General features: G+C 63.5%; 22 protein-coding genes. 10 read left to right on the forward strand and 12 right to left on the reverse strand.

Annotated elements, in window-relative coordinates; all coding sequences use genetic code 11:
• Position 1: 1 nt before the first annotated feature.
• Together solA and CH256_RS19875 are read left to right on the forward strand one after the other, a co-directional pair.
• A complete protein-coding gene (solA, locus tag CH256_RS19870; RefSeq protein ID WP_094638472.1) occupies positions 2–1,153 on the forward strand; it encodes an N-methyl-L-tryptophan oxidase in 1,152 nt (383 codons plus the stop codon).
• Positions 1,150–2,301: an aromatic ring-hydroxylating oxygenase subunit alpha gene (locus CH256_RS19875; RefSeq protein WP_094638473.1), complete on the forward strand. Its 1,152-nt coding sequence runs from the start codon at positions 1,150–1,152 to the stop codon at positions 2,299–2,301. The genes solA and CH256_RS19875 overlap by 4 nt, the downstream gene beginning before the upstream one ends.
• Here CH256_RS19875 and CH256_RS19880 read toward each other — a convergent pair.
• From CH256_RS19880 to CH256_RS19890, 3 genes are read right to left on the reverse strand one after another with little or no spacing between them, the layout of a single operon-like run.
• Positions 2,275–3,036, reverse strand: coding sequence for an IclR family transcriptional regulator (locus CH256_RS19880; RefSeq protein WP_094670425.1), 762 nt, complete (start codon positions 3,034–3,036; stop codon positions 2,275–2,277). The genes CH256_RS19875 and CH256_RS19880 overlap by 27 nt on opposite strands.
• Before the next feature lie 18 nt (positions 3,037–3,054).
• A complete protein-coding gene (locus CH256_RS19885; RefSeq protein ID WP_068282078.1) occupies positions 3,055–3,366 on the reverse strand; it encodes an AzlD domain-containing protein in 312 nt (103 codons plus the stop codon).
• On the reverse strand, positions 3,363–4,061 hold the full coding sequence (locus CH256_RS19890) for an AzlC family ABC transporter permease (RefSeq protein ID WP_094638474.1): 699 nt from the start codon (positions 4,059–4,061) through the stop codon (positions 3,363–3,365). Before CH256_RS19890 ends, CH256_RS19885 begins: the two co-directional genes overlap by 4 nt.
• A gap of 66 nt (positions 4,062–4,127) precedes the next feature.
• Between CH256_RS19890 and CH256_RS19895 the strand changes: the two genes are divergently transcribed.
• Together CH256_RS19895 and CH256_RS19900 are read left to right on the forward strand one after the other, a co-directional pair.
• Positions 4,128–4,685: a helix-turn-helix domain-containing protein gene (locus tag CH256_RS19895; protein ID WP_068045319.1), complete on the forward strand. Its 558-nt coding sequence runs from the start codon at positions 4,128–4,130 to the stop codon at positions 4,683–4,685.
• Between the two features lie 168 nt (positions 4,686–4,853).
• Complete coding sequence (locus tag CH256_RS19900; protein WP_094670405.1) at positions 4,854–5,681, forward strand: SDR family oxidoreductase; 828 nt, start codon at positions 4,854–4,856, stop codon at positions 5,679–5,681.
• 113 nt (positions 5,682–5,794) lie between these two features.
• Here the strand turns inward: CH256_RS19900 and CH256_RS19905 are convergent, their stop codons facing one another.
• Positions 5,795–6,181: a hypothetical protein gene (locus tag CH256_RS19905; protein ID WP_094638563.1), complete on the reverse strand. Its 387-nt coding sequence runs from the start codon at positions 6,179–6,181 to the stop codon at positions 5,795–5,797.
• Between the two features lie 28 nt (positions 6,182–6,209).
• Positions 6,210–6,839, reverse strand: a complete 630-nt coding sequence (locus CH256_RS19910; protein ID WP_256989491.1) for a DUF3558 domain-containing protein — start codon at positions 6,837–6,839, stop codon at positions 6,210–6,212.
• Positions 6,840–7,038: 199 nt separating this feature from the next.
• Between CH256_RS19910 and CH256_RS19915 the strand changes: the two genes are divergently transcribed.
• On the forward strand, positions 7,039–7,791 hold the full coding sequence (locus CH256_RS19915; RefSeq protein ID WP_094670407.1) for an ABC transporter ATP-binding protein: 753 nt from the start codon (positions 7,039–7,041) through the stop codon (positions 7,789–7,791).
• Complete coding sequence (locus tag CH256_RS19920; RefSeq protein WP_179272159.1) at positions 7,791–10,202, forward strand: ABC transporter permease; 2,412 nt, start codon at positions 7,791–7,793, stop codon at positions 10,200–10,202. The genes CH256_RS19915 and CH256_RS19920 overlap by 1 nt, the downstream gene beginning before the upstream one ends.
• Positions 10,203–10,222: 20 nt before the next feature.
• Here the strand turns inward: CH256_RS19920 and CH256_RS19925 are convergent, their stop codons facing one another.
• Positions 10,223–10,846: a class I SAM-dependent methyltransferase gene (locus tag CH256_RS19925; RefSeq protein ID WP_094670427.1), complete on the reverse strand. Its 624-nt coding sequence runs from the start codon at positions 10,844–10,846 to the stop codon at positions 10,223–10,225.
• A complete protein-coding gene (locus CH256_RS19930; RefSeq protein ID WP_068045302.1) occupies positions 10,843–11,079 on the reverse strand; it encodes a YgaP family membrane protein in 237 nt (78 codons plus the stop codon). The genes CH256_RS19925 and CH256_RS19930 overlap by 4 nt, the downstream gene beginning before the upstream one ends.
• Positions 11,080–11,214: 135 nt before the next feature.
• On the opposite strand from CH256_RS19930, the gene CH256_RS19935 reads away from it, so the two are divergent.
• Both CH256_RS19935 and CH256_RS19940 read left to right on the forward strand, forming a co-directional pair.
• Positions 11,215–13,395 carry an MMPL family transporter gene (locus CH256_RS19935; protein WP_094670408.1) on the forward strand — a complete coding sequence of 727 codons (2,181 nt, stop codon included), beginning with the start codon at positions 11,215–11,217 and terminating at the stop codon, positions 13,393–13,395.
• Between the two features lie 115 nt (positions 13,396–13,510).
• The gene (locus CH256_RS19940; RefSeq protein ID WP_011331580.1) at positions 13,511–13,774 is read left to right on the forward strand and encodes a metal-sensitive transcriptional regulator; all 264 of its coding nucleotides are present in this window, start codon (positions 13,511–13,513) and stop codon (positions 13,772–13,774) included.
• A gap of 283 nt (positions 13,775–14,057) precedes the next feature.
• Here CH256_RS19940 and CH256_RS19950 read toward each other — a convergent pair whose 3' ends face one another.
• The gene (locus CH256_RS19950; RefSeq protein WP_094638480.1) at positions 14,058–14,465 is read right to left on the reverse strand and encodes a DUF302 domain-containing protein; all 408 of its coding nucleotides are present in this window, start codon (positions 14,463–14,465) and stop codon (positions 14,058–14,060) included.
• 350 nt (positions 14,466–14,815) lie between these two features.
• Here CH256_RS19950 and CH256_RS19955 point away from each other — a divergent pair, with 350 nt between their 5' ends.
• Positions 14,816–16,090 (forward strand): reverse transcriptase family protein, encoded by a 1,275-nt coding sequence (locus tag CH256_RS19955; RefSeq protein ID WP_094638481.1) that lies wholly within the window; start codon positions 14,816–14,818, stop codon positions 16,088–16,090.
• Positions 16,091–16,138: 48 nt separating this feature from the next.
• Positions 16,139–16,414, forward strand: coding sequence for a YrhK family protein (locus CH256_RS19960; RefSeq protein ID WP_094638482.1), 276 nt, complete (start codon positions 16,139–16,141; stop codon positions 16,412–16,414).
• A 19-nt stretch (positions 16,415–16,433) separates the two neighbouring features.
• On the opposite strand, the gene CH256_RS19965 is transcribed toward CH256_RS19960, so the two are convergent.
• Genes CH256_RS19965 through CH256_RS19980 form a run of 4 tightly spaced genes read right to left on the reverse strand, consistent with a single transcriptional unit; the run spans position 16,434 to position 21,736 of the window.
• Positions 16,434–18,566, reverse strand: coding sequence for an alpha-galactosidase (locus CH256_RS19965; RefSeq protein WP_256989492.1), 2,133 nt, complete (start codon positions 18,564–18,566; stop codon positions 16,434–16,436).
• On the reverse strand, positions 18,563–19,492 hold the full coding sequence (locus CH256_RS19970) for a carbohydrate ABC transporter permease (RefSeq protein WP_082898537.1): 930 nt from the start codon (positions 19,490–19,492) through the stop codon (positions 18,563–18,565). Before CH256_RS19970 ends, CH256_RS19965 begins: the two co-directional genes overlap by 4 nt.
• Complete coding sequence (locus CH256_RS19975) at positions 19,492–20,391, reverse strand: carbohydrate ABC transporter permease (protein WP_094670409.1); 900 nt, start codon at positions 20,389–20,391, stop codon at positions 19,492–19,494. Before CH256_RS19975 ends, CH256_RS19970 begins: the two co-directional genes overlap by 1 nt.
• A gap of 49 nt (positions 20,392–20,440) precedes the next feature.
• A complete protein-coding gene (locus tag CH256_RS19980; protein ID WP_094670410.1) occupies positions 20,441–21,736 on the reverse strand; it encodes an ABC transporter substrate-binding protein in 1,296 nt (431 codons plus the stop codon).
• Positions 21,737–21,750 lie beyond the last annotated feature (14 nt).

Here is a 21,750-nt window from a genome sequence, read left to right on the forward strand (position 1 = left end):
TATGACCTATGACGTGATCGTCCTCGGTATCGGCGGCATGGGCAGCGCCGCCGCCTGTCACCTCGCCCGACGCGGACAGCGGGTGCTGGGTATCGACCAGTTCGGTCCCGCGCATGCGCTGGGATCGAGTCACGGTGGCTCCCGCATCTACCGGCAGTCGTACTTCGAGGACCCGGCCTACGTACCGTTGCTCCTGCGCGCGTACGAACTGTGGCACGACCTCGCCTCGGACAGTGGACGGGACGTGTTCACCGAAACCGGAGGCCTCTATGTGGGAAGGCCGGACGGGCTCACGTTCGGCGGTAGCCTGCGTGCCTCGGAGAAGTGGGGTCTGAAGCACGATGTTCTCGACCCCACCGAGGCGCAGCGGCGCTTCCCGACGGTACGGCTGCAGCCCGACGAGTTCGCCCTCTTCGAGGAGAAGGCGGGAATCGCGCGACCGGAGACGACGGTCGCCGCGCATCTCGATCTGGCCGAGGCTGCGGGTGCCGAACTGCGATACGACGAGAAGGTGCTCGGTTGGGAATCCACCGACTCCTCGGTGACCGTCACGACGGTCGCCGGCACGTACACCGCTGGTGCACTGGTCATCTCACCGGGAGCGTGGGCACCGAAGCTGCTGGCCGAGATCGGCGTACCGATGGTGGTCGAACGGCAGGTGATGCACTGGATCACCCCGGAGTCCGGTGAAGCACCGTTCGACAGTTCGCACCACCCGGTCTACATCTGTGGCGACGGGCCGGATCAGATCTACGGCTTTCCGGCCATCGACGGGGAGGGCGGCGGCGTGAAGATCTCGTTCTTCCGCGCCGGAACGCCGTGCGATCCCGACACCATCGATCGCACAGTGCATCCCGAGGAGATCGCACGACTGCAGCAGCGCATCGTCACCACGTTTCCGGCGCTGTCCGGGCCACACCTGGACGCCAGGACGTGCATGTACACCACGACACCCGACGAGCACTTCGTTGTCGCCAAGCACCCGGACCACGCGAATGTGACGGTGGCGTGCGGGTTCTCGGGGCACGGCTTCAAGTTCGTTCCGGTGATCGGAGAAGTCCTCGCGGACCTCGCGATCGACGGCGAGACGAAGCACCCGATCGCGCTGTTCGATCCCGCCCGATCGATTGCCGACCAGGTGGTGTCGGCATGACGATGCTGGAGCCGGAGTTGGATCCCGAGCCGACCTTACTTCCCACGTTGGGAGGTGACACCTACGTCGATCCGGCATATTTCGTCCGCGAGCAGGATCGGATATTCGAGCAGATGTGGTTCTGTGCCATCAGGTCGGACGACATCGTCGAGCCGGGCAACTTCCGGACGGTTCAAATCGGGCGAGAGTCGGTTCTGATCAGTCGCAATCGAAAGGGCGGTGTGACCGCGTTCTTCAACATCTGCCGTCATCGCGGCGCGACACTGTGCACCGAGGAGTCGGGAACGGTGCGTCGAAACTTCCAATGCCCCTATCACGCATGGACGTACGACCTCGACGGGAAACTGATCGCAGCTCCGAACCTGATCGACATGCCGATGATCGACCGGGTGGAGTACGGGCTGCGAAAGGTGCACGTTCGGGAATGGCTCGGGTACGTCTGGGTGTGCGTGGCCGAGGATGTGCCGTCGTTCGAGGACACGGTGCAGGGTGATGTTCGCGAACGGCTCGGCGGTGTGGGTGCCATCGACTCGTACGACATGGACTCGCTCGCCCTGGGGCGTCGGATCGTCTACGACGTCAAGGCCAACTGGAAGCTCATCGTCGAGAACTTCATGGAGTGCTATCACTGCGCAACGATTCACCCCGAGCTCACCGAGGTGCTTCCGGAGTTCGCCGATGGCATGGCAGCGCAGACGTACGTGGGCCACGGTGCCGAGTTCGGCAGCGACATAGCCGGTTTCACGGTCGACGGCTCCCATGGGTTCGACGCCCTCGACGGTGTGAGCGAGGACCGTGATCGACGGTACTACGCGATCACGATCAGGCCGACGGTGTTCGTCAACCTGGTTCCCGATCACGTCATCATCCATCGGATGTTCCCGATGTCTGCGGATCGGACGGTCGTCGAATGCGATTGGCTCTATGCCCCTGCGGTGGTGGCAGATCCGCACAGTGCGGCGACGATGGACAAGTCGGTGGAGCTGTTCCATCGCGTCAACGAGCAGGATTTCGAGGCGTGCGAGCGGTGTCAGCCGGCGATGTCGTCACGGATGTATCGCGACGGAGGCGTGCTGGTGCCGGCCGAGCATCACATCAGGGTGTTCCACGACTGGGTCGGATCACGCGTGTCCGGACCAGCCCAATAGCTTCGAAACGCGCTGCGCAGCAGCGAGAACGGATACCCCTGCCGCCGAGAGGCGGTCCTCGTCCAGTCGATAGGCGGGACCCGAGACGGTGATCGCACCTACCGCGGAACCGTCATAGCTGATGATGGTGGCTGCTGTCGCGTTGAGTCCGATCTCCAACTCTTCACGGGCGTAGGCGATTCCGGTGGCACGGACCGTCTCGATCTCGTCGAGCAGATCGGCCTTGGTGGTGATGGTGTTCGCGGTGAACAGTTCGAGATGACCGTCGACGCCGGCTTTGAGGAGCGAGTCGTCGTACGCCATCAGGGCTTTCCCGCTCGACGTCGCGTGCAGAGCCGACCTTTCGCCGAGCCAGTTGTGACTGATGATCGACGAGCCGCCCCGCACCTGATCGATGTTGACCGTGACGTTTCCGTCGGGCACAGCGATGTTGACGGTCTCGCCGATGGTGTCTGCGAGTTCCTGCAGGATCGGTCGGGCTATGCGGGTGATGTCGAGTTGAGCGGATACGGATGTGGCGAGGCGGATCAGGCCGATGCCCAGGCGATACTTGCCGCGTTCACCCGGTTGCTCGACGAGTCGGCGAAATTCCAGTGCGCTGAGCAGGCGAAAGGCCGTGGACTTGTGGACCTCGAGGTGCGCCGCAACGTCTTGAACCCCGGATTCGCCGTGGTCGGCCAGGTATTCGAGCACCTCGATCGCACGGTCGACGGACTGGACAGGGGACTCGGACACCACCCCAGTCTTGCAGACTCAGCTGACGCCGACCCATCGAAGTCCCGCAGTGGTGGCAGCCGCGGCGAGAACGATGACGACGAACGGCGCTCGTCGCCAGGCAAGTACGGCGGCAACGGCGACTCCTGCGGGCAACGCGAATCCGGCGAAGTCCTTGCCCACGAGGAGGGTCGATGTGGCGACCAGTGCCACGAAGATGACGGCGACGGCAGTGGTCATCGCCTTGTCGATCCGGGGTGAGATGGCGACTCGGGTTCTCAGTGCCGGACCGGCGATGCGGAGCGCGTAGGTGCCGATGACCAGTGCGAGCAGGGGAATCGTGAGGTTCATGCGGATTCCTTCTGTGCAACAGGAGTATTGGAGAGCATGACCGGTACGACGGCGACCAGTGCCAAGAGCACGGGTAGTCCGCTGGGCAGAAACATCGAGGCGACGAGCGCAATGCATGCTCCGACGAGGGCTGCGTTGCGGGTGGCCCGGTCTCGGAGCGCGGGCATGATCAGTCCCAGCAGGATCGCCGGGAATGCGGCATCGAGACCGAGTGCGGCGGTATCGGTGATCGCACCGCCGCCGAGCGTGCCGATGACGACGCCGATGTTCCAGGTGACGAACAGTCCGATCCCGCACAGCCAGAACGCTGTTCGACGGCTGCCCTCGTCCTTCTCGGCAACGCTGAAGGCGACTGCCTCGTCGGTGATGAGGTGGGTGCCGAGCAGTCGCTTGACCGGCGACAGGTTCTGAAAGACCTCGCCGACGGAGAAGCCGAGCGGCACCAGTCGAGTGTTGGCGAGCAACGCGCTGGCGACGGCGGCAACGGGATTGCCGCCTGCCGCCAGAATGCCGACGAAGATGAACTGGGACGACCCGGCGAAGACCACCAGTGACATCACGACCGGCAGCCAAAGGGGCAGACCCGCTGCCACCGAGATGGCACCGAACGATGCCCCGACCAGAGCGTCGGCCAGGCAGACCAACGCGATGTCGCGGATGTTGACCCCGGGAAGGGTTCGCCATGTCGAACGCATGGTCGTTATAGTGGACGATGTTAGGCTGTTCGTCAAATCAAACGAACGTACCGATGGAGTGAACGAATGGCGGATACCGGTCCACCGATCGCGGCAATAGCTGCCGCTCTCCAGCAGGAACGACGACGCGTGGGGCTTTCGCTCGCAGAAGTTGCGCGTCGTGCAGGGATTGCGAAATCGACTCTGTCGCAGCTCGAATCGGGTACCGGGAACCCGAGCCTCGAAACTCTCTGGGCGCTCAGCGTCACCCTGGACGTGCCGTTCTCCAGGTTGGTCGAGCCCGCGAAGCAATCGGTCCGCCTGATTCGTGCGGGGGAGGGTCCGAGATTCGCGTCGGACAGAGCGGACTACACGGCGACGCTGCTGGCGTCGTCTCCACCGAACGCTCGACGGGACATCTACCTGATCAGCGCCGACGTCGGTGAACCGAGGCGCTCGGACCCACACTCGCCGAATGTCGTCGAGCATGTGGTGCTCAGCGCGGGACGGGCGATGGTGGGCCCGATGGGGGAGGCCGTCGAACTGGTGCCGGGCGACTACGTTGCCTACCCCGGCGACGTGCCGCACATCTTCGAGGCCCTGGAGCCGAACACCATGGCAGTGATGATCACCGAACACAGCTGACGTAGGGGGAATAGTCGGCGGGCATGCCTCGTTGGACTCTTTCGACGGCGTTCGCTTGGCAAGCCCCGGGCCTCACCCCATTTGTCGCTTCGAGCGACCACTCGCCGAGAGGCGTTTGCAGCGGACGTCGTCCCTACTTTTGTCCGCACATGGAGAGGGACAGGATTCATGGCACCGAAGACGTGGTTCATCACCGGCACATCCAAGGGATTCGGACGCGAGTGGGCCATCGCGGCCCTCGAACGCGGAGACCGGGTGGCAGCAACGGCTCGCAACACCGACACGCTGAAGGATCTCGTCGAGCAGTACGGGGACGCGATTCTGCCGATCGAACTCGACGTGAACGACCGGGCGGCCGACTTCGCGGCCGTGCAGCAGGCTCACGAGACGTTCGGCTCACTCGACATCGTGATCAACAACGCCGGCTACGGCCAGTTCGGCATGATCGAGGAACTGTCCGAAGAGGACGCCCGCGCGCAGATCGAGACCAACGTCTTCGGTGCGCTGTGGGTGACCCAGGCCGCACTGCCGTTCATGCGTGCGCAGGGCAGCGGCCACATTCTGCAGGTGTCGTCCATCGGCGGCATTTCCGCGTTCCCGAACGTCGGTGCGTACCACGCCTCCAAATGGGCCCTGGAAGGATTCAGCCAGGCACTGGCGCAGGAGGTCGAAGACTTCGGCATTCACGTCACGCTGATCGAGCCGGGCGGATTCTCCACCGACTGGTCCGGCCCGTCTGCGAAGAAGTCCACCGACATCGCCGCATACGACCCGATTCGCGACAAGGCCACGAAGCTGCGCAGCGCCAGGCAGGCGACTCCCGGTGATCCGACTGCAACGCGGTCGGCTCTGCTGAAGGTCGTCGACGCCGAGAAGCCGCCGTTGCGAGTCTTTTTCGGCGAGGCTCCGCTGAAGATCGCGACGAAGGACTACGAGTCGAGGCTCGCGAGCTGGCGCGAATGGCAGCCCGTGGCCGTCGAGGCACACGGAGGCTGATCAGCCCGCACCTGAGCGTTCACTATCGCATCTGATCGGCGACTTCCCGCGCATCGATGTCGATGGTGAACCGTCAGGTCCGGTTGGGGCCACCCCTTTCGCGTTGTGGTCGATCAGTTCTCCGGAGTCAGCGCAGTGATGTTCGCCGACGTTCGCTCATCGGTGTCGGACGTCTCCTGGAAGTAGCGACGGAAAAGCATCCGCATCGATTCGATGACGTCGATGTGCTGCTGAAGAATGATGTCGAGAGAGCGATCTGTGCCGGTGGCCAGGCTGAGAAACTTCGCCTGCAGATCCTGAGCGGACTTGAGGTCGCCCCAGGATGTCGTCATGCTCAGCTTCGTCGCGTCAATTTTCATTTTGTCGAGGTGCGCAAGGTAGGCGGCACAGGCCGCATCGCATTTCGCGGCAACGTCGGCGGGAATGGTGACAGTGCCGTCGTCGGCTTGGGCATTGAGATCTCGCCAGTACGCAATCAGGTCCGGCTGTGAATCGGTCACGGTTTCGGCATCCTTCATTTCGACACTTCTAGCCCGGGAGCTCGGGATCGAGCCGGACTACGAGTTCACTGAGTTCTGTGCATGGGTCGTACTGCAGGGAATCGGCCAGTGCGCTCGTGTTCAGCGTCGTCATGATCAATTCGGCTCCAACCGTGAAGGCAAGGGCGCAATTCAGGGATGCATCGGCACCGAACTGCTGGTACTGGGTGGCGTCCCGCGTTCCCACTCGAGTCGGCTGGAGTCGGTCGAAGGTGGTCGCATCGCCTATGTAGTCGAGACCTTTCAAACCCACGAATATCGAGAAGTAGTATTTGCTCGCCGTCGGCTGGTTCTCCCAGCCGCAGATCTTGAATCCATTTTGATCGCGTCCGAATATCCCCGATTCCTTTGTCTCGGCGTTCAATCCCGCTCGCTCGATGGCCTCGTCGGGGATGGTGCAGGGATCCCATGGCATCGTGGGTGCTGCGATGGTAGTGCTGGCCGCGGTCGGAGTCGCGTCGTCCCCTGTAGCGCTTGCACAGCCCGTGAGCAGCAGAAGTATCGCCATTGCCGGGAGCCATCGACGTGCCCTGTGCATCGCTGTCGTCCATTCCTCGAGAACACCTATGTTCTTGGACGCAGTTCCGCCTCGTCCGGTTCCCGAGACATTCGAATTCACGCCCCTCGTCGGAATTCACACCGCGTTCAGGGGGTGAGGATTCCCACGAGGGGCGTAGATCGGCGGTACTCGAGCGCTATCACCCGATGGGCCGCCATCGTAGGTGCGTCTCCGCTGCGCAGATAGTAGGGCTGACCCCCGAATATTGTGTAGTGCGTGCGTCACTGTGCGAGGCTGCTGAAACAGGTTCGATCAGTTCATGATTCGGCAGAAGGAGCCTGCGGTCCGGCTCGACGAAGTGCGAAAGGTGCACGGCGCGAACGATCGCGCCGTTACCGCTCTCGACGGGATAACGATGGAATTTGCGCGGGGTACTTTCACCGCGATCATGGGCCCGTCCGGCTCGGGTAAGTCGACGCTGTTGCACTGCGCAGCAGGCCTCGACCGCCCGACCAGCGGCACCGTCACGATTGCCGGTACCGACATCGGCGAGCTGAACGAGAATGCCCGGACGCAATTGCGTCGACGCCACGTGGGATTCGTTTTTCAGGCGTTCAATCTCGTGGGTTCGTTGACCGCGGCGCAGAATGTCGAGTTACCAGCGAGATTCGCCGGTCGGCGTGTCCCGGCACGCGAGGTGGCGGCAGCGCTGGAAGCGGTGGGACTCGAGGATCGCGCGTTGCATCGCCCTGCCGAACTATCGGGTGGTCAGCAGCAACGCGTTGCGTTGGCGCGTGCGCTGATCACCCGGCCGGACGTCCTGTTCGCCGATGAACCGACCGGTGCATTGGACTCCCGGTCGTCCAAAGACGTTCTTGCGCTGATGCGTAACCTTGTCGACGATCACGAGCAGACCGCGTTGATGGTCACTCACGACCCGCATGCGGCCTCCTACGCCGACGCAGCGATCTTTCTCGACGACGGCCGCATCGTCGACTCGATGGAGGTCGAACGCGGACGGCCGGACAACTCGGCCGTGATCGCGGCACGGATGGCCGGACTGGAATCATGATGCTTGCGGCGGCAAATCTACGCACGCATTGGCGAAGCTTTCTGGCCGCGCTGCTGGCCACCACGTTCGGAGTCGCCGTGATCAGCGCGACACTCATCGTTTACGACTCATCCCGGCCGGTGGTGCAACCACGATTGGAGGGCGCGGACGTACTCGTACTGCCGGCGCAGGCCGACAACGAGTTCGGCAACGAGTCGGACCTCATCCCGTGGAGCGCGGACGGAGCCCGCCAGATTGCCGCCGATCTCGGGGGAGTGCCCGGTGCGGAGGCCGTCGTCACCGATCGGTCGTTCTACGCCCAGCCGTTCATCGACGGTGTGCCGATCGAGGACGAGGGAGCGCAGGATGCCGGACACGGTTGGTCGAGTGCGCTGTTGTCGCCCTATCGACTGACAGCCGGTGTAGCGCCGGCAAATCCAGACCAGGTTGTCGTCCCGAGTTCGTTGGGCCCGACTGCCGGCGAATCGGTAACGGTCAATCTCGCTGCGGGACTGAAGAGTTTCACGGTGTCGGGAACAATGGACGGGCCGGGCATCTACTTCACAGACGATCGTGCCGAACAGCTCGACCCCGGTGTGCGTGCGATCGGCATCGTGGCGGCGTCGGACGTGCGGATCGACGACCTGGAGACGACGGCCGAAGAACGGCTAGGTGACCGCGGACGCGTTGTCACCGGGATCGATCGAGCAGCACTGGAACCGGAGTTCGTCTCTCACCGGCGAAATCTGGGCAATCAGCTGATCGTCGCAATGTCCACGATCGGCCTGTTCACGACGGTCTTCGTCGTCGGTTCGACTTTCTCCCTCGCCACGGCCGAACGCCGACGGGAGATCGGATTGCTTCGCACCGTCGGTGCTGCAACGGGCCAAGTTCGACGCATGGTGCTCGGTGAGGCTGCAGCGATCGGGCTCATCGGTGGCCTCGTCGGTGCGGCCCTCGGCGTGGCCGCGGCACCTGCGCTGCGGGCACTGCTGCTGAATCTCGACGTCCAGCCACCCGACTTTCGGATTCAGATCTCGGCGTGGCCGTTGACGTTAGCTGTGGGGATCGGAATCTTCGTGGCGGTGATCGGCGCGTGGGCGGCGGCTGGATCGGCCACCAGAGTTGCTCCGATGGAGGCGCTGCTCGCCGCTGCCGTGGAACGACGGCCGATGACTCCACTGCGTTGGACCGCTGCGCTTGTCGCGCTCGCCGGAGGTTCGGGCGCGACGGTGCTGACAACCACAGCGGCAACGGACAGCAGAGTCAACATTGCCGTCGGTGCAGCCATGTTGCTGATCCTGGCGGCCGCATTGCTCGCACCGGTGGTGATCGGTCCGATTTCCTGGACGGTCACTGCGCCGCTCGCGAGCCGGTTTCCCTCGGCCGCAGCGATGCTCGTCGGAGCCGAACTGACCACGGGGACCAGGCGCGCGGCCGCTACGGCTGCTCCCGTCATCGCTGCCGTCGGCTTCGCGGTGCTGTTGAGCGGAATCGTCCAGACGATGGCCGTGGCGTATCCGGCCCAGCAGACCGAGCAATTACGAGGTCTTGCGCTCGTGACACCCGACGGAACCGCGGGCCTGAGTGATCAGGTGGTCGCCGAAACGGGCGCCGGACCGGTCGGAACGCGCGCCGGACTGCCTACCCGTGTGTTCGTGCCCGGCGAGCACGGCGGGGTGACCGTCGTCGACGCCGTGGGCAGCCTCGACGAGCGGTACGCGGCACCGGGTCGGGCAGTGTTGGACGAGGCAACCGCGGGCCTGCTCGGTGCGCAGAGCGGCGAGACGATGTCGGTGACATTCGCAGATGGGAAATCCGAGAGCGTGGTGGTGTGGCAGGTGCTTCCGCTCGATCCCGCTCGTGGACCGTTCGTGCTGCCCCGAGATCTGGTCCGCGAGCACGACCCGTCGGCTTTGACCGATACCGTCTTCGTCCCGCAGGACAGGGCACCGACGCACTTGACCGTCGGTGCCAGGGTCGAGGATGCATACAGTTTCGCTCTGCAGGACTACAGGGTGGACGCGCGGCTGACCAATTGGCTTGCAGCCGTTCTCATCATCATGGCTGTCGGCTACAGCGGGCTTGCGGTTGCGAACAGCATGGCGATGTCGGCGTATCGGCGCAGGCTGGACACCGCTGTCCTGAAGATGTCCGGGGGCACCGACCGGCAGCTGATGTCGATGGCCGTCGGCGAGACTGCTGTGGTCGTTCTGATCGGTTCCGCCCTCGGTCTGATCGTCACCGTACCGCCGCTGCTGGCAATGGCGGCCGGTCTGTCTCGGGTGACGGAAACCCAGGTGGGTCTACAGATCGAGTGGTCGACGGTGCTGGGGGTGATCGCGGGGTGCTTTGCTCTCGCCTCGGCGGCGACAGTAGCGGTAACCCGCCGGGGACTTCGAACGCGGTCGGGAACGTCATCAGCAGTGTGACTACCCTGTGTCGGGCTGTGTCACAGTCGCTTTCGCGCTTGCAGACGCTCCACGAGTCCCGGATTGAATCTTTCGATGTCCTCGACGGCGAAGGTGTCGTCGCCGACAAGTGCGAGAGAGGGGCGTCGCAGGAAATGCTCACCGCCCACGGGGATGCTCACCAGTTCGACCAGGCGCTGGAGCCATCGAACGACCCGCAAGGACGAGGGTACGTGGTCGGCCAGCAGAAGGGTTCCGCCGGGCCGCAGCACTCGTGTCATCTCCGCGAGAGCGACGTCGGGTGAGGGGATCGCGCACAGGGAGAAGGTGCAGACGACGGTCTCGAACGATGCGTCGGGGAACTCCAGTCCATGCGCATTGCCGAGCATCAGATTGGCATCGGGCATCACCGACTCTGCACGAGTTCGACCGCGCGCCAGCATGTCCGGGCTCAGTTCGATCCCGGTCAAGGCCGTCCGCTCCGGGTAGTGATCGAGGTTGAGGCCGGTTCCCACCGCGATCTCGAGCACTTCGCCGGTGGCTCGAGAGCAGATCCAGGATCGGGTGTCTCGAAACAGAACGCGGTCGAGAAAGTTCATGTGCTTGTCGTAGTGGACCGACTGTTTGTCCCAGTATCGCTGCCACCTGTCATGTCGTCGATTCATGGCTTCGCGCACGGTGTCGATTGCTCCATGCCCAATCGTCGCATCACAAGACTCGCCGGACACCATCCCACTGCCGAGTAGAACACGAGGTTTCCGCCGACGAACGCCGTCAGTGCTTGCCATCGACGGTCGTGTAGTCGGGTGAGCGCGAGGCTCGCGAGCACCACGGTGCCTGCCAATGCCGGTACTGCGCGATCGATACTCGGGCGGACGGATCCTGCAGCACATGACATGAGGAGATGCTCGATTCTCTGAGTGAACGGGGTTGTTGATGTATACCCTAGGGGGTACAAGTTCAGGTGTCATTGATACCCCCGGGGGTACCGTGCTACCGTTCGGACACCGCCCCCGACCTTTAAGGACACACAGTGAGTTCTACGGACGTTCGAACCGACGAGAGTTCTGCAGACAGCTCGCCGCCAGGGATCACCGGGGGGCCGTTGGCGCGCTTCGGCGCGCGCATGGCAGGCAATTTCAAGTGGGTGGTCACCGCGTGGCTCGTGGTCATCATCGGATTGGGAGCGTTTGCCCCGTCGGTGTTCGGCTCTCTCGCCGGTGCCGGTTGGCAATCCAACGGATCGGAGTCGGTCCAGGTTCGCGAACTCGCACAGGAGCACTTCGGCGGGAACTCTTCTGCCGCGATACAGGTGGTCGTGCACTCGGACACCGAGCAGGTGACGGATCCCGCTGTCGCGGCAGTCATTTCCGAGGTCACCGACATTCTGGCCGCTGACTCGCGGATTTCCGAGGTGATCCCCCCGCAACCGGGGATGTCGATCAGTCCCGACGGGCACACCGGAATCCTCATCGGTGGAGCGAACGGGACGACCGACGAGATGGTGAAGGCCGTCGACGATCTCAAGGGTGACTTGACCGCAGCCTCCACGGACTCGATCGAGGTCTACCCGACCGGAGCATCGGCGCTGTGGAGTGACTTCAACAAGGCCAACCACGACGCGATGATCAAGGCCGAGATCATCTCCTGGCCCGTCACTTTGGCGATCATGGTGCTTGCGTTCGGATCGCTCGTCGCGGCAGGTCTGCCCCTGCTGTTGACGCTGGCCGGTCTGGTCGCATCCGCGGGTGGCTTGGTTCTGCTGAACGAGATCACGCCGATCTCGGTGTGGGCCATGAACTTTGCGATGATGTTCGCGCTGGCGCTCGGTATCGACTACGCGCTCTTCCTCGTCGTTCGATTCCGGGATGCGCTCCGAAAGACCATCGACGCCGGACGGATCGACCCGCAGCGTGCAGTGGCAGAAACCATGGACACGGCAGGCAAAGCCGTGTTGCTGTCCGGTCTGACCGTGCTGATCAGCTTGTCTGCCGTGCTTCTCGTACCGGCACCTGCGGTACGCACGATGGCCGTGGGCATCATGCTCGCGGTGGTGTTCGTGCTCGCGGCCACCCTCACACTGCTCCCCGCAGTTCTGGGCAAGCTCGGAGCCAAGGTCAATGCCGGCTCCCTCCCGTACGCGAAGCGTCAGGTGCACCGTTCGCCGAAATTCGCGTCCTGGGGTCAGTTGCTGCACAAGCATCCGTGGCCGTTCGCCATCGGCTCGCTGTTGATTCTGGTGGCGCTGTCGATTCCGGCTCTGGGTCTGAAGGTCGCCATGCCGTCCATTTCGGTTGTGCCCGAGGACGCTCCGGTCCGGCAGGGCTACGAACTGGTGCAGGCACAGATGGGCGAAGGTGCACCAGGCATGCTGCAGATCATCGCCCCCACATCGGAGGCGGAGCAGACCGCGCAGATCGCAGCGAGCGTCGACGGCGTATCGATGGTGACGCCGCCCATGCCCGCCATGGACGGATCCGACTTCGTCATGCTGCAGGCCATCCCAAACGTGGACCCGTCGGACCCCGCACTCGAGACCACACTCGACGCCTTGCGCGCCGAGCTGCCCGAGGGAGCGATCGTCGGCGGTGCACCCGCGGAGAACCTGGACCTGCAGACAGCGTTGAACGAGTATCTGCCGATCGTGGTGTCGGTGATCCTCGTGCTCGGATTCCTGCTGCTGCTGATCGCGCTGCAGGCACCGCTGATCGCTCTGCTGGGGACCGTGGTCAGCCTGCTGTCCACCGGAGCGGCATTCGGTGTGGCGAAGCTGATCTTCCAGGACGGTCACGGCTCGTCGCTGCTCGGATTCACGCCGCAGGGATTCCTGAACGGTTGGGGCCCGGTGTTCTTCTTCGCGATGATCTTCGCAATCGCGATGGACTACACGGTGTTTCTGCTGTCGAGCGTCAAGGAACACTACGAGAACACCGGTGATCCGCACGGTTCTCAGGTCGACGGAATGGCGCATTCGGGTCGGGTGATCTTCGCGGCGGCAGCGGTGATGATCGCGGTGTTCTTCTCGTTCGCGCTCGCCGAACCACTGCCACCCAAGGAGATGGGAATCATTCTGGGTGTCGCCGTATTGCTGGACGCGATTCTCATCCGCTTGGTTCTGCTGCCGGTGTTGTTGCGCTTGACCGGCCACGCCGCATGGTGGTCACCCGCGTGGTTGCGTGCGGTACTCCCCAAGATCGGCTTCTCGCACAGCTGAGTGTCACCGATCCAGAGCAACACGGTGGTGGCCGAGGCCGTACGGCTTCGGCCACCACGACCACTCTTACCCCTAGGGGTAAACTGGAGTTTCATCGAACGAAGGACTGAACGACATGACCGGTGACACCGAAAGCATCGCATTGGTATTGAACCGTCTGCGGCGTGCGCAGGGTCAGCTTGCAGGGGTGATCGCCATGATCGAGAGCGGTCGTGACTGCAAGGATGTCGTCACCCAGCTGGCCGCGGTGTCGAAGGCTCTCGACCGGGCAGGCTTCAAGATCGTTGCCACCGGACTCCGTGAGTGCATCACGGGAGCGGAGACAGGCGAGAAGATGAGCGAAGCGGAACTCGAGAAGCTGTTTCTCGCCCTCGCCTGAGAATCTTCTGCCCACCCCGCAATGGAACGGGGTGGGCAGGACTATTTTCTGGAGAACATGCGGGACAGGAACCCTGGAGACGGCGGATCGGCATCGTGACCTTTGCATCGATTCGACGAGGGAACGCCCCGCATCACCTGGTCGATGTGCTGGCCGCACCCTGCCCACGTCGTCTTTCCGCACTTCTTGCACGTGACGGCTCTACACATGATTTCTCCTCTGTCACTCGAACACCTGACTCCACTATACCCAAGGGGGTATAGCGGTCAGGTCGAGTGGTCGTTCACACGACGGCGCTGTCGCCGCCCAACGTCATGATTGCCGCCTGCAGCAGCGCAGTGGCCTCGTCGGCCACGTCGGCAAGTCCGGAGGCATCGGACAATCCGACCATGACCTGCGGATTCATCGCCTCCACGATCGTGCTGCCTCCGTCGGCTCGGACGACTACGTTGCAGGGCAGCAGCAACCCGACCTGCCGATCCGTATCGATCGCTCCCTTCGCCAATCGCGGATTGCAGGCACCGAGGATGACATAGCGTTCGATGTCGGCGTCGATCTTCGACTTCAACGTGGCCTGCATGTCGATTTCGGTGAGGATGCCGAAACCTTGTTCGGACAGCGCTTTTCGAGTGGCGTCCACAGTGTCCTCGAACGTGGTGCTCACTCGCGTGCTGATGGCCAATTCGGTCATGATGTTCCGATCCTTCGGTTGTCGAGGGTGACAATCTCGAGCATACCCGCATGGGTATCGCACAGCCGGTGAGATGTCGCGTATCCCGCTGACAGACCGGCGTCGATTTGGCATGGTGGAGGTATGCAGCGGCGTGCGGGCGAGAGTTGGTCCGCGGGACCGGTCTCAGTGTTTTGGGTCGCTCCGCGGGCTCCGCTCTCAGGGGCAACCCCTGGGTACAGCACGAGAATCGATCACTGCGTCCGAAGCAGCTCGGCACGCTTCGCGTGCTTGACTGCTCCGAGGACGAAAGATTTCGGTCGCCCCGCGCCGTTGCATGTCACAGCGCTTCACCTGATCGACAGCCGTCCATGACCGAACGCGAATTGTCCCCACGGGCCGCTGCGACACTGGCTCGATTGGCGGCCGATGCCGAATGGACGCGATCGGGCCTCGAGGTCGCGTTTGCGCGTCTCACGCCTGAAAAGGCGTCGTGGTTGGCCGATCGCATCATCAATCTGTATCCGAGCCCGCCGTTCGACGAGGCATCGATATTCGTTCTGTTGCGCGACCTTCCGTTCATCTCGGAGCCTTCGAGGTCTTCGCAGCGACCGCAAGTGCGCACCGGCCGCAAACCCTGGCGATTCGAGGTGCCGCGCTACGAAACGACCGGTCAGCTCGCGCGATCCCTCGACCTGACGATCTCCGAAATCGAATGGTTCGCCGATCTGCAGGGCAGACTCCGAACCGCACCGTTCCCGTTGCAGCACTATCGGTCTGCGCGACTCGACAAGCGGCAGGGAATCCGCCTGCTGGAGGTTCCGAAACCGCGACTGCGCGAGATCCAGCGAAAGATATTGCGCCGCATCCTCGACCGAATACCGGCGCATCCGGCGGCGCACGGCTTTCGAAAGGCGCGGAGCCCGCGAACCTTTGCGATGCCCCACGCCGAACGCGACGTGGTGATCTCGGTGGATCTCCGACGCTTCTTCCCGTCCATCGGCTTCGATCGAGTGGTCGCGATCTTCGAGGCGGTCGGCTACCCACGGAGGGTTGCGGCAAATCTCGCAGCGCTGTGTACGACGGTCACCCCCGCCGGCGAGTTGATCGGGATGGACCGTCCCACCGCAGCGAGACTTCGTGCCACACATCTGCCGCAGGGTGCGCCCACGTCTCCTGCGTTGGCGAATCTCGCTGCGCGACAACTCGATATCCGAGCCAGTGGACTGGCCCGATCTGTTGGAGCTCGCTACAGCCGATACGCAGACGACCTGGCGTTCTCCGGCGGTGCGGATATCGACATCGACAGACTGCTGTGGCTGACCTCCCAGATCGCCCACGACGAAGGCTTCACGATCCATCCGGACAAGACCAGGGTCCGACGCGCGCATCAGAGACAACAGCTCACCGGACTCGTCGTCAACTCGTGGCCGGCAGTGCCCCGAGAAGAGTACGACAATCTCAGGGCACTGCTGCACAACTGCATCACCGCCGGCGTTGCCGAACAGAACCAGAGCGATCACAACGACTTTCGTGCTCACGTCTACGGACGTATAGCCCGAATCGGCGAAACGAACGAGACCCGTCGGGCAAAGCTGCTGCACATGGCCTCACAGGTGGAGTGGGAGAGGTCGGTGTTCGAGTAGGGGAATTCGGGTAACCGGACCGAACACCCCACTGCAGGAGGAGACTCGATGAACGACCTGACCTTGACCATCGGGCACGAAGAACTCGTGATCCGTCAGCGATGGGAAGTCGTCAGCATTATCAACGACATTCTGATTGCAGTGTGGTTCATCATCGGCAGCATCTTGTTCTTCCACGAAAGCACCACTGTGGCCGGAACGTGGCTGTTTCTTCTCGGGAGTATCGAGCTGCTGATCAGGCCGATGATCCGGCTGGCCCGACGCGTGCACCTGACGAGGATCGGCCGCGGCCGGTCGGCCTCGGACAGCGACGAGGACTACTGACCGGGGCACCCGACGCGCGTCAGACGGAGTGCACCCGTAGCAACACACCGGTCTGCGGGAACAACACCGGGACTGCCACGCCGGCTCGGGCGAGTGCCGATCCCGAGAGTTCGATCACTCCGGAGTCTGCGATCCACGGTGGCAGCGCAATGCCGTTGCCGAGATCGCTGAGCTCACGTACGAATTCGATGCGATACCTGAGGGAGGGATCGAGACCCGGGAGGCGCACGCGATCCGTGCGGTCCTCGGCCGAGGTGTCCATCCGCACCACTGCGTACGCGGCCTCGGAGAAGTCCGCTGCCACGACTCCGTGCACCCAGACGCTCGGGTCGGGGTGGTCGGAGCGCACCACGTCACCGGTGTGCAGTAGCCCGCGCAGTTCCTTGTACAGCGTGGTCCAGGTTGCCAGGTACTCGTGATCCTCGGACGATAGTTCCGTGACGTCCATCTCCAACCCGGCGTGACCGAACAGCGCTGTCAAGCAACGGAATTGGAGAGTGGACCACCGGCCGGATGTGTGCGCGATCTGCGGCCCGACATGGGATCCGATCAACTCCGGCGGCAGCAACTGCGTCGTCCACCGCTGCAGCCGTTGACGTTCGAGTGGATCGTTGGTGTCCGACGCCCAGACCCGGTCGGTGTGTTCGAGGACCTCGAGGTCGATGCGGGCTCCGCCCGATGCGCAGGACTCGAACTCGACCTGTGGATGTCGGGATCGCAAGGCGTCGAGTAACCGATAGAACGCCGAGGTCTGGGCGTGCACAGCAGCGCGTCCTTCGGTATCGACCGCGAGCATCAAGTCGCGGTTGTGATCCCACTTCACGTAGTCCGGCCGCTCGGTCGCCAACACGGTATCGATGGCCGAGAGGAGATAGTCGAAGACATCCTGGCGCGTCAGATTCAGCACGTGCTGATGACGCCACTCGAGTGGAACTCGACCCGGTGCTGCGAGCAGCCACTCCGGATGCGCCCGAGCGATATCGGAATCCAGGTTCACCATCTCCGGCTCGAACCACAGGCCGGGGCTCATGCCGAGCTCTCGGACGTGATCGAACAGCGGAGCCAGCCCATCGGGCCAGACGCCCTCGTCCACCTGCCAGTCTCCGAGACCGGCCCGGTCGTCGCGTCGGTGGCGGAACCAGCCGTCGTCGAGAACGAATCTCTCAACGCCCACTCGTGCGGCGACGTCCGCGATGCCGCGCAGCCGGGTGAGATCGTGATCGAAGTAGACGCCCTCCCACACGTTCAGCACCACAGGCCGCGGGGATGTGGGATGTGCTGGGCGGGAGCGCATCCAGCGATGCAGCGACTGCGCCGAACCGTCCAATCCGGCAGAGGAGTACACGAAATGCACCCACGGAGTCGTGTACGTCTGACCTGTCTGCAGCACCACCTCGCCGGGGGCGAGCAGCTCACCGCCGCCCAGCACGCCCGAGGCCTGACCGGCACGCTCGGGCAGACGCTCGGCCAGGTGCAGGTGATCGCCGCTCCAGGCGACATGGGCACCCCACACCTCGCCGCTGCGGAAGCCGAAGCCCTCGCTGCCTGCGGTGAGTACCAGGGTGGCGTCGTGCCCGGTTCTTCCGCGACGCGAGGCACGCGCCACCGTGCCGTGATCGAACCGTCGACGCTGCGGGGTGCGTTCGCGGCAGTGCCGGCCGGTGAGGTCGAGCAGTTCGGTTGCCGTGTCCGGCAACGGCATCAGGGTCACGACGCCGTCGACGGTCAAGGGTTCGCCCGAGACGTTCCGGACACCCTGACGCACCCGCAGTGATCCGCCGACCTCGAGCGACAGTTCGATCGACCACGAGATGCCCAGCTGGCTGTCGGAAGCGGCCACAGTGCAACCGAATTCGGTAGCGGAGACGTTCACGTCTGCCCACCGCGGGTACTGCACCGAACCGTCGCGATGCATGGCCAGAGCTGGGGTGCCCTGCCAGGCGTCGTCGCCACCGGGTGCCAGGGTGAGCCACCGAGGTACGTCGACACTCGAATGCGGAACCGCGGGTATTGCGGCTCGGCGCAGTTCGGTGAGGTCGTGATCGGAGAGTTCACCGAGATCGGTACCCCAGTGCAGCACGGCCGGAACTGCGGTGGAGGACGGGCCGAGGATCACCATGACTCCGTCACGGCGCAGGACGGTGAAACTCACTTGTTGGCACCCATCGTCAGACCGGATACGAAATGTCGTTGCAGCGCAATGAAAACCAACACCGTAGGCAGTGCCACCAGCACCGATCCGGCCGCGAGTAGATTGGTGTCGGTGAAGAAGCTGCCCTGCAGATTCTGCAGCGCCGTCGTCACCGGGAGCTTGTCACCGCTGACCATCAGGGCCAGAGCCCAGAAGAAGTCGTTGTAGATCCACGTCACCATGAGTGTCGCGAGGGCAGCCAGTGCGGGCCGGCACAGCGGCATGACGACCTGCCAGTACTGCCGGAACAGCCCGGCTCCGTCGACGGTCGCCGCCTCGAGCAATTCGTGGGGCACGGTCTTCATGTAGTTGCTGAGCACGAAGACGCAGAACCCGGTCTGGAATGCGACGTGCACGATGATCAGGCCCCAGTAGCTGTCGTACAGCGAGCCCGAGGAACTCATCCAGTACGGAACCGGAATTGCGTTGTACAGCCGGAACAGTGGGGTCAGCAGCGTCTGCTGGGGTAGCAGGTTTCCGGCGATGAACACCGCCAACATGAAGATGTTGAACTTCCAGCTGAACCGCGCCAGGATGAACGCCGCCATCGAGCCGAAGAACAGGATGAGCAGCACCGACGGAACGGTGATGATCAGCGAGTTGAGGAAGTAGTGCGGGATGCCGCCGATCTGCCACGAGTCGATGTAGTTGTCCAACGTGAATCCGCCCACCGACAGGTAGCCGTTGAGCAGCACGTAGTCGTAGCTGCGGAACGAGTTGTACACCGCCCACGCCAGTGGAAACAGCCAGGCCACTGCCATGACCGTCAGCAGCACGTAGATCGCGATCTGCGCGGTGCCCGCGCGTCGACGATTGGCGACGGCCGCGCGATTGCGGGTCAGCGGATCGCGCTCGGGAGGTGCTGTGCGCGTGAGTGAAGTGGTCATCAGTCTTTGCTCCGAAGAACGATGGCGAGGTACAGGGCGATGAAGACGAGTGAGATGCCGAGTATGATCGTGGCCAGTGCCGAACCGAAGCCGATGCGGCTCGCCTCACCGACCACGTTGGCCGTCACGAGCGCCGAGATCAGCTCGAGTCCGTTGCGGCCCTTGTTGATCACCCACACCAGGTCGAAAGCGCGTAGCGCCTCGATGACGGTGATCACGATGATCAGTAGGTTGGTGTTCTTCATCAGCGGGAAGATGACGCTGAAGAACGTGCGAATCGGTCCGGCGCCGTCCATCACCGCGGCCTCGCGGACGGACGGGTCGATGGCCTTGAGGCCGGCCAAGTACAACAGCATGATGTAGCCGGTGTGCCGCCAGCCTGCTGCGACCATGACGGCCCAGATGTTGATGTCCGGATCGCCGAGCCAGTCGACGTCGGTACCGAGCAGGCTGTTGAGGACGCCGCCCTCGGTGGAGTAGATGAGCTGCCAGATGAAGCCGATGAGGGCCATCGACAGCACCACGGGGATGTAGAAGATGCTCTGGTAGAGCCGAGATCCCTTGAGGTTCTTGTCCAGCAGGATCGCCAGCAGGATGCCGATGACGGTGGGGACGAGGAACAGGAACACGAGCCACAGCACGTTGTTCTGCAACGCCTGCTGGAACGGTGGGTACGCCTGGACCGCGTCGACGTAGTTCTGGGTACCGATCCACTCGATACTCGACGTGCCGCCGATGCCGTCCCACCGTGCAAACGACAGGATGACCGTGAAGACCGTGGGGATCCAGACGAGTCCGATGACGATCATCGCGGGAACGCCGAGCATCATCGCGATGGTCCACTTCTCGCGAACACTGCGCCTGATCTTCGGCGACTTGACCCGTTCGGGTGCGGTCATGGCATTACCTGATCTCGACGTGGGTGAATGAATTGGGGGCAAGCGGGATTCATGTTCCGAACACCGCCGACTTCTGACGCTCGATGCTGCGGACCAATCCGTCGACGTCGTTCGGGTTGCCGATGAACTGTTGCAGGGCCGGGATCATGACGATCGACGCGAAATCGGGGCGAGTATCGCGGTCGAAGAACTGCGTGATCTCTCCGGCGTTCTGGACGAGGTCTGCCGACTTACGCACCAGCGCAGGGAAATCCGACAGGTCGGCGTCGCGGTGGGCGGGGATGGCCTGCGGATCCTGCTTCGCGTAGGCGACGGCAGGTTCGGGGCCGGTGAGGAAGGTGAGCAGCTTCTCGGCACCGGGGAGATTGCGCGGATCGGCCCGCATCATGAAGCCGTCCATCGGGGCCTCGACCGCGGAACTGCCGATGGCGGAGTCGAGTTCGGGGAAGGGAAAGAAGTCGAGGTCGTCGCGGTCGGGCCCGGCGGGAAAGCTTTGTGCGACGAACATGCCGGCGACCAAGGACCCTACGCTCTTGTTGAGCAACGCCGTCTGAGCGTCGGCGATCTTTCGACCCAGCGGTTGTGGCTGATGGAACGGCAGAAGCTCACGCCACGTGTCGAATACGGTGCGGACTCGATTGTCGGTCCAGCTGACGTCACCGGCCAACAGTGTGCGGTGGAAGTCGACTCCGTTGAGGCGCAGGTTCAGGTAGTCGAACGTCCCCATCGGCGGCCAGCCGTCACGCGCACCGAAGCCGATCGGGGTGACGCCGTCGGCCTGCATCTGCTTGCTCAGGGTGACCCACTGGTCGTAGGTCCTGGGCGGTTCGTACCCGCGCTCGGCCCACAGGCTCGGGCGGTAGAACACGGCCCACGGGTAGTAGAAGAACGGAATCAGATACTGATTGCCGTCGGATCCGGTCGAGTTCTCCTTGAAGGAGTCGCTGTATCCGCCGCCGTTGCTCGCCCACACGCTCGAGACGTCCTCCACCAGACCCTTGTCTGCGAAGTACTTCATTCGATAGCCGCCCATCCAGGTGAACACGTCGTCGGGCGTGCCCTGGAGGTAGTTGTTGACGTTCTCCTGGAACGACGTCGAGTCGACGGTGTTGACGCGGATGTCGCCACCGGTCTGCTGCCGATACATGGCGACGACATCTTCGACGCCGACCTTGGAGTTCTTGTCCGACAGCCGTGAGCCGAGCGTGATCGTGTTGGGATCGAGACTGCTCGAGCACGACGACAGCACGCCACCTGCGGTGATCGCACCGGCGGCGACGAGCGCAGACCTGAGGAAATCGCGCCGGGACGGCTGCCAGGTACGCGGCCACTCGTGTGGGTTCATGAGAGTCCTTCGAC

Source organism: Rhodococcus sp. 05-2254-6, from assembly GCF_002258565.1.
GTDB lineage: Bacteria > Actinomycetota > Actinomycetes > Mycobacteriales > Mycobacteriaceae > Rhodococcoides.